Origin of the sequence: Cryobacterium arcticum (genome assembly GCF_001679725.1) — a bacterium.
GTDB lineage: Bacteria > Actinomycetota > Actinomycetes > Actinomycetales > Microbacteriaceae > Cryobacterium > Cryobacterium arcticum_A.
This window is the reverse complement of the sequence record NZ_CP016282.1, coordinates 2,051,533-2,067,268: the sequence shown is the minus strand read 5'-3', so window position 1 is coordinate 2,067,268 and position 15,736 is coordinate 2,051,533. Positions and strand designations below refer to the sequence as shown.

The window sequence follows — 15,736 nt, the reverse complement described above, 5'->3', positions numbered from 1 at the left end:
CGTGAGGACGGTCTAATGACGCAGCAACCTCTCTTCTCGCGGTTCAGTAGTGTTCCCCCAGCCCAGGGGCTCTACAACCCGCACGACGAACGCGACGCCTGTGGTCTCGCCATGGTCGCCACCCTCCGGGGTACGGCCGGGCACGACATCATCACGCGAGCCCTCGACGCGCTTCGCAACCTCGAGCACCGTGGTGCGGTCGGGTCCGACGCCGGTACCGGTGACGGCGCCGGAATCGTCACCCAGATTCCCGACGACTTCTTCCGCGCCGTGTCGACGTTCGCGCTGCCCGACGCGGGACAGTACGCCGTCGGGAACGTCTTCCTGCCCACCGAGCCCACCGCGCGGAGCGCCGTCAAGGGCGCCATCGAGGCCATCGCCCGCCAGGAGAGCCTGAGCATCCTCGGCTGGCGCGAGGTCCCAGTGCGTCCCGACGAGGTCGGCAACCTGGCCCGGGCGGCCATGCCCGCCATTCAGCAGCTTTATGTGGCCAGCACCCGCACCACCGAGGACGGCTCGCTGCGCTCCGGGATCGACCTCGACCGCCAGGCCGTGCGGCTGCGGAAGCGTGCCGAACGGGAACTCGAGACCTACTTCGCGTCGCTGTCCTGCCGCACCATCGTCTACAAGGGCATGGTCACGACGCTGCAGCTCGAACCGTTCTACCCGGACCTCTCCGACGAGCGCTTCACCTCGAAGCTCGCCCTGGTGCACTCCCGGTACTCCACCAACACGTTCCCGTCCTGGCCGCTGGCCCAGCCGTTCCGCATGATCGCGCACAACGGTGAGATCAACACGGTCCAGGGCAACCGCAACTGGATGCGCGCACGCCAGTCCCAGCTCGAATCCGAACTGCTCGGCGACCTCAACCCGCTCTTCCCGATCGTGACCCCGGGCGCCAGCGACTCGGCCTCCTTCGACGAGGTCGTTGAGCTGCTCAGCCTGTCCGGCCGGTCCCTGCCGCACGCCGTCATGATGATGGTCCCCGAGGCGTGGGAGAACCAGCCCGACCTCGACCGTGACCGTCGCGCCTTCTACGAGTACCACTCCATGCTCATGGAGCCGTGGGACGGCCCGGCCGCCATTGTCTTCACCGACGGCACGCTCGTCGGCGCCACCCTGGACCGCAACGGCCTGCGCCCGGGCCGGTACGTCATCACCGACGACGGCCTCGTCGTGCTCGCCAGCGAGATCGGCGTCCTCGACGTCGACCCCGCGCGCGTGGTGCGGAAGGGTCGGCTGCAGCCCGGCAAGATGTTCCTCGTCGACACCGAGGCAGGTCGCCTCATCGAAGACGAGGAGATCAAGGGCGAGCTCGCCGCGAGCGAGCCCTGGGGCTCCTGGCTCGACGCCGGCCGGATCAACCTCAAGGACCTGCCCGACCGGGAGCACATCGTGCACCCGCCGGCATCCGTCGTGCGCCGCCAGCGCACCTTCGGTTACACCGAAGAAGAGGTGCGCATCCTGCTCGCCCCGATGGCACGGACCGGTGCGGAGCCTCTCGGCGCCATGGGCAGCGACACGCCCATCGCCGTGCTCAGCGAGCGTCCCCGGCTGCTCTTCGACTACTTCACCCAGCAGTTCGCCCAGGTCACCAACCCGCCCCTGGACTCGATCCGCGAAGAGGTCGTCACGAGCCTGAAGCTCGGTCTCGGCCCGGAGCTCAACCTGCTCTCTGCCGGTCCTGAGCACGCCCGCCAGGTCGTGCTCGACTTCCCCGTGATCGACAACGACGAGCTGGCCAAGATCCAGCACATCGACACTTCACCGGGAAGTCGCACGACCACCACCATCCGCGGCCTCTACCGGTTCGACGACGGCCCCAGCGCCCTCTCCACCCGCATCGAGGAGATGTGCCACGAGGTCGACGCGGCCATCGAGGCCGGTGCGCTGTTCATCGTGCTGTCCGACCGGGACAGCACCAAGGACCTGGCGCCCATCCCGTCGCTCCTGATGATCGCGGCCGTGCACCACCACCTCATCCGCACCGAGAACCGCCTCAAGGTGGGCATCGTCGTCGAAGCCGGCGACGTGCGCGAGGTGCACCACGTGGCCCTGCTGATCGGGTACGGCGCCAGCGCCGTCAACCCGTACCTGGCGATGGAGACCTGCGAGGACCTCGTGCGCAGCGGCTTCATCACCACCGTCACGCCGGAGAAGGCCGTCAAGAACGTGATCAAGGCGCTCGGCAAGGGCGTGCTCAAGATCATGTCCAAGATGGGCATCTCCACGGTGTCGTCCTACGCCGGCGCGCAGACCTTCGAAGCCGTGGGCCTCAGCCAGGAGTTCATCGACCAGTACTTCACCGGCACCACGAGCAAACTCGGCGGGGTGGGCATCGACGTGATCGCCGCGGAAAACCTCGAACGGCACGTGGGCGCCTACCCGCAGGATGCGGCCGTCACGGTGCACGAGCGCCTCGCGACCGGCGGCGAGTACCAGTGGCGCCGCGACGGTTCGCCGCACCTGTTCAACCCGGAGACCATCTTCCGGTTGCAGCATTCGACGCGCACCCGCCGCTACGACATCTTCAAGGAGTACACCAAGCTCGTCGACGATCAGGCCGAGAGCCTGATGACGCTGCGCGGCATGTTCACCTTCAACGTGGGGCAGCGCAAGGCCGTACCCATCGACGAGGTCGAATCCGTGGCGTCGATCGTGAAGAAGTTCTCCACCGGCGCGATGAGCTATGGCTCCATCTCGCAGGAGGCGCACGAGACCCTGGCCATCGCCATGAACCGGCTGGGCGGCAAGTCCAACACCGGTGAGGGCGGCGAGGACCTCGACAGGCTGCTCGACCCCGAGCGTCGCAGCGCCGTCAAGCAGGTGGCTTCCGGCCGGTTCGGCGTGACAAGCATGTACCTCACCCACGCCGACGACATCCAGATCAAGCTCGCCCAGGGCGCCAAGCCGGGGGAGGGCGGCCAGCTGCCGCCCACCAAGGTCTACCCGTGGGTGGCCCGCACCCGGCACGCCACCGCCGGCGTCGGCCTGATCTCGCCGCCCCCGCACCACGACATCTACTCGATCGAAGACCTCAAGCAGCTCATCTTCGACCTCAAGCGGGCCAACCCGACCGCGCGCATCCACACCAAACTGGTCAGCCAGTCCGGTATCGGTGCCGTCGCGGCCGGCGTCGCCAAGGCGCTCTCCGACGTGATCCTGGTCTCCGGGCATGACGGCGGCACCGGCGCGAGCCCGCTCAACTCGCTCAAGCACGCGGGCACGCCCTGGGAACTCGGCCTGGCCGAGACCCAGCAGACCCTGATGCTCAACGGCATGCGCGACCGGGTCGTGCTGCAGGTCGACGGCCAGCTCAAGACCGGCCGGGACGTCGTCATCGGCGCCCTGCTCGGAGCCGAAGAGTTCGGTTTCGCCACCGCTCCGCTCATCGTGGAGGGCTGCATCATGATGCGGGTCTGCCACCTGGACACCTGCCCGGTCGGTGTCGCCACCCAGAACCCCGAGCTGCGCAAGCGGTTCAGCGGCAAGGCCGACTACGTGGTGAACTTCTTCGAGTTCATTGCGCAGGAGGTGCGCGAGTACCTGGCCGAGCTCGGCTTCCGCAGCCTCGAGGAGGCCACCGGGCGCAAGGAACTGCTCAACGTCAACGGCGCCCTGAACCACTGGAAGGCGTCCGGTCTCAACCTGGCGCCGATCCTCGTGGGTCCGGACTTCTCCGCCGGCGAGCCCCGGCAGTCCGGCCGCGCCCAGGAACACGAGCTCGACAAGCACTTCGACGTGGAACTCATCCGCCAGAGCGCCAGTGTGCTCGAACACGGCCGGGAGCACGGCGGAACTGTGAAGATCGCCCTGCCGATCCGCAACACCGAACGCGCCGTCGGCACGATGCTCGGTCACGAGGTCACCCTCCGGCACGGCGAGAACGGCCTGCCCGCAGGCTCGATCGACGTGACGCTGACCGGTTCGGCCGGACAGTCCTTCGGGGCCTTCCTGCCGAGCGGGATCACCCTGCGCCTCGAGGGAGACTCCAACGACTATGTCGGCAAGGGTCTCTCCGGCGGACAGATCATCGTGCGCCCCGACCGCGGCAGCGTCTTCGCCGCCGAGGACAACGTGATCGCCGGCAACGTCATCGGCTACGGCGCCACCCTGGGCAGCATGTTCATCCGCGGCATCGTCGGTGAACGCTTCCTGGTGCGCAACTCCGGCGCGACCGCCGTCGTGGAGGGCGTGGGCGACCACGCCCTGGAATACATGACCGGTGGACTCGCCGTGATCCTGGGCAACACCGGCCGGAACCTCGGCGCCGGCATGTCCGGCGGAACCGCGTACGTGTACGGCCTGCGCACCGAACAGGTCAACCGCGACTCGCTCGAATCCGGCGAACTGTCCCTGCTGCCCCTCGGCAGCGCCGACATCGAGATCGTCACCGACCTGCTCGAACAGCACCTCGCGCAGACCGACTCCGATCTGGCCGCACGGCTCCTCGCCGACCGCGCCACCACACTGAAGAACTTCGTCAAGGTACTGCCGCGGGACTACGCGGCCGTCCTGGCAACCAGGCAGAGCGCCGTCGCCGAGGGTCTCGACCCCGACGGCGACGTGGTCTGGAACCGCATCTTGGAGGTAACCAATGGCTGACCCGAAGGGATTCCTGAAGACCACGGATCGGGAACTTCCCGCCCGTCGTCCGGTATCCATCCGCTTGATGGACTGGAAAGAGGTCTATGAGGCCGGCGACTCGGCCGTGCTCAAGCGCCAGGCCGGCCGCTGCATGGACTGCGGCGTGCCGTTCTGTCACCAGGGCTGCCCGCTGGGCAACCTGATCCCCGAGTGGAACGACCTCACCTGGCGCGACGAGGGCCGGCAGGCCATCGAACGTCTGCACGCCACGAACAACTTCCCCGAGTTCACCGGCCGGCTCTGCCCCGCGCCCTGCGAATCCGCCTGCGTGCTGGGCATCAACCAGCCCGCGGTCACGATCAAGCAGGTCGAGGTGTCGATCATCGACCAGGCCTTCGCGGAGGGCTGGGTCGTCCCGCAGCCTCCCGGGCGCCTGACCGGCAAGACTGTCGCGGTCGTCGGCTCCGGCCCGGCCGGTCTCGCCGCCGCACAGCAGCTCACCCGGGCCGGTCACACCGTGGCCGTGTTCGAGCGTGACGACCGCATCGGCGGCCTGCTGCGCTACGGCATCCCCGACTTCAAGATGGAGAAGAAGCACCTCGACGGGCGCCTCGCGCAGATGACCGCCGAGGGCACCCGGTTCCGCGCCGGAGTCAACATCGGCGTGGACATCACCTGGGCCGACCTGCGCGCCCGCTATGACGCCGTGGTCGTCGCCACCGGTGCCATGGTGCCGCGCGACCTGCCGATCCCCGGGCGCGACCTGCCCGGCGTGCACTTCGCGATGGAATACCTCGTGCAGCAGAACAAAGTGGGCGCCGGCGACACCGTCGACAACCAGATCACCGCGGAGGGCAAGCACGTCGTCGTCCTCGGCGGCGGCGACACCGGTGCGGACTGCATCGGCACCGCGCACCGCCAGCTCGCGGCATCCGTCACCAACCTCGCCATCGGCAAGCAGCCCGGCGACAGCCGCCCGGAGCACCAGCCCTGGCCGATGTCACCCACCCTGTTCGAGGTCTCCAGTGCCCACGAAGAGGGCGGCACCCGCCAGTACCTCGCCTCCACCATCGAATTCCTGTCCAACGACGCCGGCGAAGTGCGGGCGATCCGGGTTGCCGAGACCGAATATCTCGATGGCCGCCGGGTTCCCAAAGCCGGTACGGAGCGCGAGATTCCGGCTGACTTGGTGCTGCTGGCGCTGGGCTTCACCGGCCCCGACAGCACCGAATTGACCCATGAGCTGCACTTACCGCTCGACGACCGGAGTAATGTCGTGCGTGATAGTGATTACCAGACCAGCCACGAGGGTGTTTTCGTTGCCGGAGATGCAGGCCGAGGTCAGTCGCTCATCGTATGGGCGATCGCCGAAGGGCGCGCTGCCGCGGCAGCCGTCGATCGGTTTCTCGAAGGCGAGACTCAACTGCCCGCCCCGGTGAAGCCGACGGATCATTCGTTTGCCATCTGAGCGAACGACGTGAATTCCGCTGCCCATTTCTCCACTCAACCGAACGCACCAATGCGCCAGACCGGCGCGGAAACCGGAGATCCACCAGAATGAGACGCGCGAAAATCGTCGCCACCCTCGGGCCGGCAGCATCCAGCTACGAACAGATCCGCGCCATTATCGACGCCGGCGTGGACGTCTGCCGCATGAACCTGAGCCACGGCGACTACACCGTGCACGAGGGCGTCTACGCCAATGTGCGTAAGGCAGCCAACGACTCCGGACGTGCCGTCGCCGTCATGGTCGACCTGCAGGGCCCGAAGATCCGCCTCGGCAAGTTCGAGGGCGGCCCGTACGACCTGGCCGTCGGAGACATCTTCAAGATCACCACCGAAGACATCCTCGGCACCAAGGAACTGTCCGGCACGACCTACAAGGGCCTGCCGAACGACGTCAAGCCGGGCGACTTCCTGCTCATCGACGACGGCAAGGTCAAGGTCGAGGTCGTCGAAACCGACGGCACCGTCGTGACCACCAAGGTCATCGTCGCCGGCCCGGTGTCGAACAACAAGGGCATCAACCTGCCCGGCGTTGCCGTCAACGTGCCCGCCCTGAGCGAAAAGGACGAGGCAGACCTGCGTTGGGGCCTGCGCCTCGGCACCGACCTCATCGCTTTGTCCTTCGTGCGGAACGCCGCCGACATCGACCGGGTGCACGAGATCATGGCAGAGGAGGGCCGCAAGGTTCCCGTCATCGCCAAGATCGAGAAGCCCCAGGCCGTCGAGGCCCTCGAGGGCATCGTCGACGCCTTCGACGCGATCATGGTCGCCCGTGGTGACCTCGGTGTCGAGCTTCCGCTCGAGGCCGTGCCGATCGTGCAGAAGCACGCCGTCGAGCTGGCCCGCCGCATGGCAAAGCCCGTCATCGTCGCGACACAGATGCTCGAATCGATGATCCACAGCCCCGTTCCGACGCGCGCGGAGACGTCCGACGTCGCCAACGCCGTTCTCGACGGTGCGGACGCGGTCATGCTCAGTGGCGAGACCAGTGTCGGCGAGTACCCCGTGGTCACCGTGCAGACGATGGCCCGGATCGTGTCCTCGACCGAGGAGCACGGCCTGGAGCGGATCGCTCCGCTCACCAACAAGCCGCGCACCCAGGGCGGCGCCATCACGCTGGCCGCCATCGAGGTCGCCGAGTTCGTGGAGGCCAAGTACCTCTGCATCTTCACCGAGTCCGGCGACTCGGCGCGCCGTATGTCGCGGCTGCGCTCGAGCATCCCGATGCTGGCCTTCACCCCGGACGCCGGCATCCGTCGCCGTCTGGCCCTGACCTGGGGCGTGCAGACGTACCTCGTCGAGCCGGTCACCCACACCGACTCGATGTTCGGTCAGGTCGACGACATCCTGCTCGGCCAGGGCCTGGCCGAGATCGGCGACAAGGTCGTTGTGATCTCCGGTTCCCCTCCCGGAATCGCGGGCTCCACGAACGACATCCGGGTCCACCGCATCGGTGACGCCCACAACGGTGTCGCGCCGGCGTACGCCCAGCAGTAACCAGCACCACAGATAGCCAGCAGAACGACAACAGCCCCGCGGAGGAATCCGCGGGGCTGTTGTCTTTCCCCCGGGACGATGGGCCGACTGACGACCCCTGAGCGGCCGTGCACGCCCGGTGGACGCCTGTGCAGGCCGCAGACGGACAGGGAGCGGGAGGGGCCTGACCTGACCCTCAGTCGGGCGCGCAGCGGCTCGGCGGGTTAAACACCGCATGCCCGCCGCCGGGGTTCAACCGGGGACGGGCATGCGGTGATGTGGTACCGGTGGTGGGACTCGAACCCACACGTCCTTTCGAACAAAGCATTTTGAGTGCTCCGCGTCTGCCATTCCGCCACACCGGCTCACAACACCTGCACCAGAATACCGTAGGCTTTTGCCTGTGACCGACCAAGAGACAACTCCAGTACCCCCCCGCCGCGTCGTCGTAGCGGAGGATGAATCCCTCATCAGGCTCGACATCGTCGAGATCCTCCGTGACAACGGATTCGAAGTCGTGGGTGAAGCCGGTGACGGCGAGACCGCCGTGGCCCTGGCCACCGAGTTGCGCCCAGACCTGGTGATCATGGACGTCAAGATGCCCCACCTCGACGGGATCTCGGCCGCGGAGCGCATCACCAAGGCCCACATCGCGCCCGTCGTGCTGCTCACCGCCTTCAGCCAGAAGGAGCTCGTGGAGCGCGCCAGCGAGGCCGGCGCCCTGGCGTACGTCGTCAAGCCGTTCACCCCCAACGACCTGTTGCCCGCGATCGAGATCGCCCTCTCGCGCTACAGCCAGATCATCACCCTCGAGGCCGAGGTCGCCGACCTGGTCGAGCGCTTCGAGACCCGCAAGCTCGTCGACCGCGCCAAGGGCCTGCTCAACGAGAAGATGGGCCTCACCGAACCCGAGGCGTTCCGCTGGATCCAGAAGGCATCCATGGACCGCCGGCTGACCATGCACGACGTGGCCCAGGCCATCATCGAACAGCTCAGCGCCAAGAAGTAACCCGGACCACGACGCACCAACCCCCGTCACGAAAAAAGCGGGTCCCTCGGTGAGGGACCCGCTTTTTCGTACCCGCCCGCGGTTCGCAGATCAGGTCAGGCCCCGGCGGGACGGTCCATGATCAGGTTGGTGATGCGGATGGTGGAGCAGCGGCGGCCGCGGTCGTCGGTGACCACGATCTCGTGCGTCGTGAGCGTGCGGCCGAGGTGGATGGGCGTGCACACAGCCGTGACCCACCCTGAGGTGGCGGAGCCGGTGTGGCTGGCGTTGATCTCGATACCCACCGCGATCTTGCCGGCCCCGGCGTGCAGATTCGCGGACATCGACCCGAGCGACTCGCCCATCACCACATACGCGCCGCCGTGCAGCAGCATGGCCGGTTGGGTGTTGCCCTCGACGGGCATCCGGGCCACCGCGCGGTCGATCGAGAACTCGGTGAACTCGATGCCCATCTTGTCGGCGAGGTCGCCGGCGCCGCGGGCCTTCGTCCAGGCGAGGTAGTCGGCGCCGCTGTCGGGCATGTCGTGTTCGGTCATAACCACCCTCTGAGTGCTGGCTCAGCCACGCCGGGATACGGCTTGTAGGCTGGGTCCGTGTCGGAATCCAAAAAGCCTACCCTGATGATCATCGACGGCCACTCGCTGGCCTACCGGGCATTTCATGCCCTCCCCGTCGACAGCTTCCAGACCAGGGACGGGCAGCACACGAATGCCATCCACGGCTTCCTGTCGATGCTGCTGAGCCTGCTGCGCAATGAGAAGCCCACCCATATCGCCGTGGCCTTCGACATCTCCCGCTTCTCATTCCGTACCAGGGACTACCCCGAATACAAGGGCACCAGGGCCATCACTCCCTCCGAGTTCAAGGGCCAGGTGCCGCTCCTGCAGGAGGCCCTCAAGGCCATGAACATCACCACGCTCACCAAGGACGACTACGAGGCCGACGACATCCTCGCAACCCTGTCGGTACGCGGAACGGCAGAGGGCTACGACGTGTACGTCGTGTCCGGAGACCGCGACACCATCCAGCTGGTCAACGAGAACGTGACCCTGCTCTACCCGGCGAGCCAGGGTGTCTCGGCTCTGACCCGGTACGACCCGGCGAAGGTGCGCGAGAAATACGGCATCGCCCCCGAGCAGTACCCCGACATCGCCGCACTGGTGGGGGAGACCAGCGACAACCTGATCGGCATCAGCAAGGTCGGTGAGAAGACCGCCGTGAAGTGGCTCGACCGATTCGGCAGTCTCGACGCGATCCTCGAGCACGCCGACGAGATCACCGGCGTTGTCGGCGCCAACCTGCGCGAGCAGAAGGACAACGCGATCCGCAACCGACGTCTCAACCGGCTCGTGACCGATCTGGACCTGCCCGTCGAGCTGGACGACCTGGCGCGCGGCCCCATCGACGAGGACGCCGTGCGCGACGTGTTCGGACGCCTTGAGTTCCGCACCCTGCTCGACCGGGTGATCAAGATCGAGGCCGGCAACGGCAACGGCGTCGACGCCACTCCGGCTGCCGCCGTTGCCGCCCCCGAGGCTCCCGCCGCGGCCCGCGCACCCGTTGAGCGCGAACTGCTGGACGAGGAACTGGCCACCTGGCTGGACCGGGTGACCCGCGCGGGCACCGCGATCTCCGTCACCGTCGACGTGCAGGACGGCCTGCCGATTGGATTCGGCCTGGCGACGGCCACCGAGATCGCGACGGTGGCCTGGCAGCCTCACCGTGCCGACTACCTTCCCCTCGAGGAATGGCTGGCCGGCCCGAGCCCCAAGGTCATGCACGATGCCAAACCGCAGGTGAAGGCGCTCACGCGAGCCGGCCTGCCGATGGACGGACTGGCCATCGACACCCTCGTGGCCGGCTGGCTGCTACGGCCCGGCGGCCCGGACAAGACCCTGGCCGACCTCGTCAAGCGTTACCTCGACGAGACCCTGCCCGTAGTCGACCCCAACCAGCTCGTGCCGGACGAGAGCGTCGCCGGCGGCATCGCCGTGGACTCCTGGTACACCGTGCGCCTCGCCGCGACCCTGGTCGCCCTGCTCGACGCGGGCTCCCGCTCGGTGCTGACCGACATCGAGATGCCCACCCTGATGACCCTGGCCGACATGGAACTGGCCGGTGTGGCCGTCTCCCACGACGAACTCGCTGCCCTGTCCACCCAGCTCGGCGACACGGCCGCGGCCCTCGCCGCCGGCGCCTACGCCCAGATCGGCCGGGAGGTGAACCTCGGCTCGCCCAAGCAGCTGCAGGAGGTCCTGTTCGACCAGCTCGGCATGCCGCGCACCCGGGCGAACAAGACCGGTTTCACCACGGACGCCGGCGCCCTGGCCGACCTGCAGGCCAGCAACCCGCATCCGTTCCTCGACCTGCTGCTCAAGCACCGTGACGCGACAAAGCTCCGCCAGATCGTGGAAACCCTCGACAAGGCCATCGACGACACCGGGCGCATCCACACCACCTACGTGCAGATCGGCACCGCCACCGGGCGCATCTCCTCGACGGACCCGAACCTGCAGAACATCCCTGTTCGTACGGAGGAGGGCCGCCGTATCCGCGCCGCGTTCCAGGCCGGGCCCGGCAGCGAGAGCCTGCTCACCGCCGACTACTCCCAGATCGAGATGCGGATCATGGCCCACCTCTCGGAGGACGCCGGTCTGATCGAGGCGTTCAACGCCGGGGAGGACCTGCACAGGTTCGTCGGCGCCCGGGTCTTCGGCGTCGCGCCGGAGGATGTGACGGGGGAGATGCGCAACAAGGTCAAGGCCATGTCGTACGGCCTCGCCTACGGGCTCAGCGCTTTCGGCCTGTCCCGCCAGCTGCGGATCGAATCCCGGGAGGCCAAGCAGCTCATCGCCGACTACTTCGCCCGGTTCGGCGCCGTGCGCGACTACCTCCGCCGCGTCGTGGAGCAGGCCAAGATCGACGGCCACACCACCACGATCTTCGGCCGGCGCAGGCCGTTCCCCGAGCTGAACAGCCCCAACCGGGTGCTGCGCGACAACGCCGAACGCGCCGCGCTCAACGCCCCGATCCAGGGTTCGGCGGCCGACCTGATGAAGATCGCGATGAACCGGATCGCCGCTGACCTGCGCGACCAGGATCTGGCCAGCCGCATGATGCTGCAGGTGCACGACGAGCTGATCTTCGAGGTCGCCCCGGGGGAGTGGGACGCCCTGCGCGCCGTTGTCACGCACCGGATGGAGACCGCCGCTGAGCTGCTGGTGCCGTTGGACGTGCAGGTCGGGCGCGGGGCCAACTGGGACGCCGCCGCACACTGACGGCGGCGTCACGGCCGTGTCCTGGGGTCGGTGCGTGTTCTAGGCTCTGTGCATGACTGTCAACGATTACCGGACTCCCACGCCCGTCGACCAGATCGCCGAGCAGTGGGTGGACACCCTCGTCGCCCTCGATCCGACCGTTGGCACCTACATCGGCCGGGCTGCGGACGGGTCGGGATTTGCGGACTACTCGCCCGACGGGCACGCCAGGTACGTGCAGGCGGCCACCGAGGTCATCGCGGCCCTGGACGCCGCGAACCCGGTCGACGCCGTCGACGACGTCACCCGCACGGACCTCGGCAGCACTCTCGCGCTCGACCTGGAGAGCTCCGCGGCCGGGCTGCACCTGCGCGACCTCAACGTGATCGCCTCCCCGGTGCAGGAGATCCGGGAGGTCTTCGACCTGATGCCCACCGGCACCGTGGCCGACTGGCAGAACATCTCCGCGCGGCTGCAGGCCGTGCCCGCGGCCATCGACGGCTACATCCAGACCCTGCGTCTGGGTATCGAACAGGGCATCACCCCGGCCAGGCGCCAGGTGGTCGAGGTGCTCGGGCAGGTACGGCGCACGGCCGCCAACGACGGGTTCTTCAATCATTTCGTCGCCGAGGCCGGCCTGGAGACCGGCTCGCTTCCGGCCACCCTGGCCACCGACCTTGGCGTACGGGCCAGTCGGGCGGCCTCGGCCTACGACAAGCTCGCGGCGTTCCTCGCCGACGACCTCGCGCCGCGGGCCACCGAGGTCGACGCCATCGGCCGCGACCTCTATGCGCTCAGTTCCCGCCGGTTCCTCGGCGCCACCGTCGACCTCGACGAGACCTACGAGTGGGGCATAGAGGAACTCGGTCGCATGGTGGCCGAGCAGGAGAGCGTGGCCAGGCAGATCAAACCGGGCGCCACGGTCCTGGAGGCCATCGAGTTCCTCGACACCGATCCGGCCCGCAAGCTGCACGGCACCGACGCCCTGCAGCGCTGGATGCAGGAGACCAGCGACCGTGCCGTCGCAGAGCTGGGCGAGACCCAGTTCGACATCCCGGAGGAGATCCGCCGTCTGGAGTGCATGATCGCACCCACCCAGGAGGGCGGGATCTACTACACAGGCCCGACCGACGACTTCTCCCGGCCCGGCCGGATGTGGTGGTCCGTGCCCGTCGGCGTGACCGAATTCGACACCTGGCGCGAACTCACCACGGTCTATCACGAGGGCATTCCCGGCCACCACCTGCAGATCGGCCAGGCGGTGTACAACCGGGCCAAGCTGAACACCTGGCGCCGGCAGCTCGCCGGCACCTCCGGCCACGCCGAGGGCTGGGCCCTGTACGCGGAACGCCTGATGGAGCAGCTGGGCTACCTCGACGACCCCGCCGACAGGCTCGGCATGCTGGACGGGCAGCGGATGCGCGCGGCGCGGGTGGTGCTGGACATCGGCGTGCACCTGGGCAAGACCGTTCCGGACGGCTCAGGGGTGTGGACGGCCGACTACGCCTTCGACTTCCTCGCCCGGAACGTCAACATGAACGAGGGATTCGTCAGGTTCGAGGTGAACCGCTACCTGGGCTGGCCGGGCCAGGCACCGTCGTACAAGATCGGCCAGCGGATCTGGGAACAGCTGCGCGACGAGGCCCAGGCCAGGGATGGTGCGGCGTTCAACATCAAGGAATTCCACCGCCGCGCGCTCGACCTCGGCGGCGTCGGCCTTGACACCCTCCGCTCCGCCCTGCAGCCCTGACCCGAGCCTGGCCGGCGGCCCCGCGGGACCGCCGGCCGACCCGCGGGTCGCGACCTCACGTTGGTCGAGCCCGTCGAGACCCCGCCGGCCGATCTGCGGGTCTGACGCATCCACGGACCGCGCACCGGGTCACCGGGTCTCGACAGGCTCGACCACCGGGATGGGGACGTCTCCGAGATCCCTCGCGACAGGCGACAGGGTCCGTCGCAGGACAACCTGCAGATCGCGACCACACGTTGGTCGAGCCTGTCGAGACCCCGCCGGCCAACCGGCGGGTCGCGACCACACGTTGGTCGAGCCTGTCGAGACCCCGCCGGCCAACCCGCGGATCTGAGGCCCACGGACCGCGGATCGCGGATCGGGTCACCGGGTCTCGACAGGCTCGACCAGCGGATGGGGAAGTTCCCGAGTTCTGTCGCGACGGGCGAGGAATCGAAAGGCCTGGCGCGCGTTCTCGAGTCGGGGGAGATACGTCGTTGGGCGGGTTGCCCGGGCCGCCCCGAAACAGCTAAGCTTTACTGTCACGCTTGTGACGAATTAGCCGCTGCCAGTCGCGGAAACATCATAGTAAATCGCACTAACCTCCCTTCTGGCCCGAATATGTCCATCCTGGAGCAACTACTACATGACAATCGCAACGACCGAACGGGCACCCAAGCAGGTCGCCATCAACGACATCGGATCTGCTGAAGACTTCCTTGCCGCGGTCGAAAAGACTCTGAAATTCTTCAACGACGGAGACCTCATCGAGGGCACCGTTGTGAAGATCGACCGCGACGAGGTCCTCCTCGACGTCGGCTACAAGACCGAGGGTGTCATCCCCTCCCGCGAACTTTCCATCAAGCACGACGTTGACCCTTCCGAGGTTGTCAAGGTCGGCGACCTGGTCGAGGCCCTCGTTCTTCAGAAGGAAGACAAAGAAGGCCGTCTCATCCTGTCGAAGAAGCGCGCTCAGTACGAGCGTGCATGGGGCGACGTCGAGAAGATCAAGGAATCCGACGGAGTTGTCACCGGATCGGTCATCGAGGTCGTCAAGGGCGGTCTCATCGTCGACATCGGCCTGCGTGGCTTCCTGCCCGCGTCGCTCATCGAGCTTCGCCGTGTCCGCGACCTGACCCCGTACCTGGGCCAGGAGATCGAGGCCAAGATCCTCGAACTCGACAAGAACCGCAACAACGTGGTCCTGTCGCGTCGCGCACTGCTCGAGCAGACCCAGTCCGAGAGCCGCACCACCTTCCTCAACAACCTCCAGAAGGGACAGGTCCGCAAGGGCGTCGTCTCGTCGATCGTCAACTTCGGTGCGTTCGTCGACCTGGGTGGCGTTGACGGTCTGGTTCACGTCTCCGAGCTCAGCTGGAAGCACATCGAGCACGCCAGCGAGGTCGTCGAGGTCGGTCAGGAAGTCACCGTCGAGATCCTCGAGGTCGACCTGGACCGCGAGCGCGTGTCCCTGTCGCTCAAGGCCACGCAGGAAGACCCGTGGCAGGTCTTCGCCCGCACCCACGCCATCGGCCAGGTTGCACCGGGTAAGGTCACCAAGCTCGTTCCCTTCGGTGCGTTCGTTCGCGTCGCAGAGGGCATCGAGGGCCTCGTGCACATCTCCGAGCTGTCCGGCAAGCACGTTGAGCTCGCCGAGCAGGTTGTCTCGGTCGGCGACGAGGTGTTCGTCAAGGTCATCGACATCGACCTGGAGCGTCGCCGCATCTCGCTGAGCCTCAAGCAGGCCAACGATGGTGTCGACCCCGAGGGCACAGAGTTCGACCCGGCACTCTACGGAATGCTCACCGAGTACGACGACCAGGGCAACTACAAGTACCCCGAGGGCTTCGACCCGGAGACCAACGAGTGGCGCGAAGGCTTCGAGACCCAGCGCGAGAAGTGGGAGCAGGACTACGCTGCAGCCCAGGCTCGCTGGGAAGCTCACAAGAAGCAGGTCGCATCCGCGAACGACGAGATCATCGCTCCCGGCGATGTCGCGTCCGCAGCTGGCAACTCGTTCTCCAGCGAGACCGCCGGAGCCGGCACCCTCGCCGACGACGAGGCGCTTGCCGCCCTGCGCGAGAAGCTCAGCAGCAACAACTAGCAGCATCCCTCCGGCTCTGGCCGGAGCCGCACAGGCCGGACCCTTCGGGGTCCGGCCTGTGCCGGTTA

Annotated in this window: 8 protein-coding genes and 1 tRNA gene; 7 read left to right on the top strand and 2 right to left on the bottom strand. The window is 67.5% G+C overall.

The annotated features are described in order from the left end of the window. The first annotated feature begins 15 nt into the window (after window positions 1-15). The 3 genes from gltB to pyk all read left to right on the top strand — a co-directional run bounded on the left by gltB (window position 16) and on the right by pyk (window position 7,590). A complete protein-coding gene (gene gltB / locus PA27867_RS09205) occupies window positions 16-4,605 on the top strand; it encodes a glutamate synthase large subunit (protein WP_066595571.1) in 4,590 nt (1,529 codons plus the stop codon). After that, on the top strand, window positions 4,598-6,055 hold the full coding sequence (locus PA27867_RS09200) for a glutamate synthase subunit beta (RefSeq protein WP_066595568.1): 1,458 nt from the start codon (window positions 4,598-4,600) through the stop codon (window positions 6,053-6,055). The genes gltB and PA27867_RS09200 overlap by 8 nt, the downstream gene beginning before the upstream one ends. Before the next feature lie 89 nt (window positions 6,056-6,144). Further along, window positions 6,145-7,590 carry a pyruvate kinase gene (gene pyk / locus PA27867_RS09195; RefSeq protein ID WP_066595565.1) on the top strand — a complete coding sequence of 482 codons (1,446 nt, stop codon included), beginning with the start codon at window positions 6,145-6,147 and terminating at the stop codon, window positions 7,588-7,590. A gap of 258 nt (window positions 7,591-7,848) precedes the next feature. Here pyk and PA27867_RS09190 read toward each other — a convergent pair. Then, window positions 7,849-7,934: transfer RNA gene (locus PA27867_RS09190), tRNA-Leu, on the bottom strand. A 38-nt stretch (window positions 7,935-7,972) separates the two neighbouring features. On the opposite strand from PA27867_RS09190, the gene PA27867_RS09185 reads away from it, so the two are divergent. Beyond that, on the top strand, window positions 7,973-8,578 hold the full coding sequence (locus PA27867_RS09185; protein ID WP_066595563.1) for an ANTAR domain-containing response regulator: 606 nt from the start codon (window positions 7,973-7,975) through the stop codon (window positions 8,576-8,578). A gap of 95 nt (window positions 8,579-8,673) precedes the next feature. Here PA27867_RS09185 and PA27867_RS09180 read toward each other — a convergent pair whose 3' ends face one another. Further along, window positions 8,674-9,114, bottom strand: a complete 441-nt coding sequence (locus PA27867_RS09180; RefSeq protein WP_066595561.1) for a hotdog fold thioesterase — start codon at window positions 9,112-9,114, stop codon at window positions 8,674-8,676. A gap of 57 nt (window positions 9,115-9,171) precedes the next feature. Here PA27867_RS09180 and polA point away from each other — a divergent pair, with 57 nt between their 5' ends. The 3 genes from polA (at window position 9,172) to rpsA (ending at window position 15,668) form a co-directional block, all read left to right on the top strand. Beyond that, the gene (polA, locus tag PA27867_RS09175) at window positions 9,172-11,856 is read left to right on the top strand and encodes a DNA polymerase I (protein ID WP_066595560.1); all 2,685 of its coding nucleotides are present in this window, start codon (window positions 9,172-9,174) and stop codon (window positions 11,854-11,856) included. A gap of 52 nt (window positions 11,857-11,908) precedes the next feature. Next, window positions 11,909-13,585: a DUF885 domain-containing protein gene (locus tag PA27867_RS09170; protein WP_066595557.1), complete on the top strand. Its 1,677-nt coding sequence runs from the start codon at window positions 11,909-11,911 to the stop codon at window positions 13,583-13,585. A gap of 625 nt (window positions 13,586-14,210) precedes the next feature. Beyond that, window positions 14,211-15,668: a 30S ribosomal protein S1 gene (gene rpsA / locus PA27867_RS09165; protein ID WP_066595554.1), complete on the top strand. Its 1,458-nt coding sequence runs from the start codon at window positions 14,211-14,213 to the stop codon at window positions 15,666-15,668. Window positions 15,669-15,736: the final 68 nt, after the last annotated feature.

Bases quoted from the DNA above. Each gene is read 5' to 3' on its own strand.
- gltB (WP_066595571.1), top strand. From the start codon at position 16: ATGACGCAGCAACCTCTCTTCTCGCGGTTCAGTAGTGTTCCCCCAGCC.
- PA27867_RS09200 (WP_066595568.1), top strand. From the start codon at position 4,598: ATGGCTGACCCGAAGGGATTCCTGAAGACCACGGATCGGGAACTTCCC.
- pyk (WP_066595565.1), top strand. From the start codon at position 6,145: ATGAGACGCGCGAAAATCGTCGCCACCCTCGGGCCGGCAGCATCCAGC.
- PA27867_RS09180 (WP_066595561.1), bottom strand. From the start codon at position 9,114: ATGACCGAACACGACATGCCCGACAGCGGCGCCGACTACCTCGCCTGG.
- PA27867_RS09170 (WP_066595557.1), top strand. From the start codon at position 11,909: ATGACTGTCAACGATTACCGGACTCCCACGCCCGTCGACCAGATCGCC.
- rpsA (WP_066595554.1), top strand. From the start codon at position 14,211: ATGACAATCGCAACGACCGAACGGGCACCCAAGCAGGTCGCCATCAAC.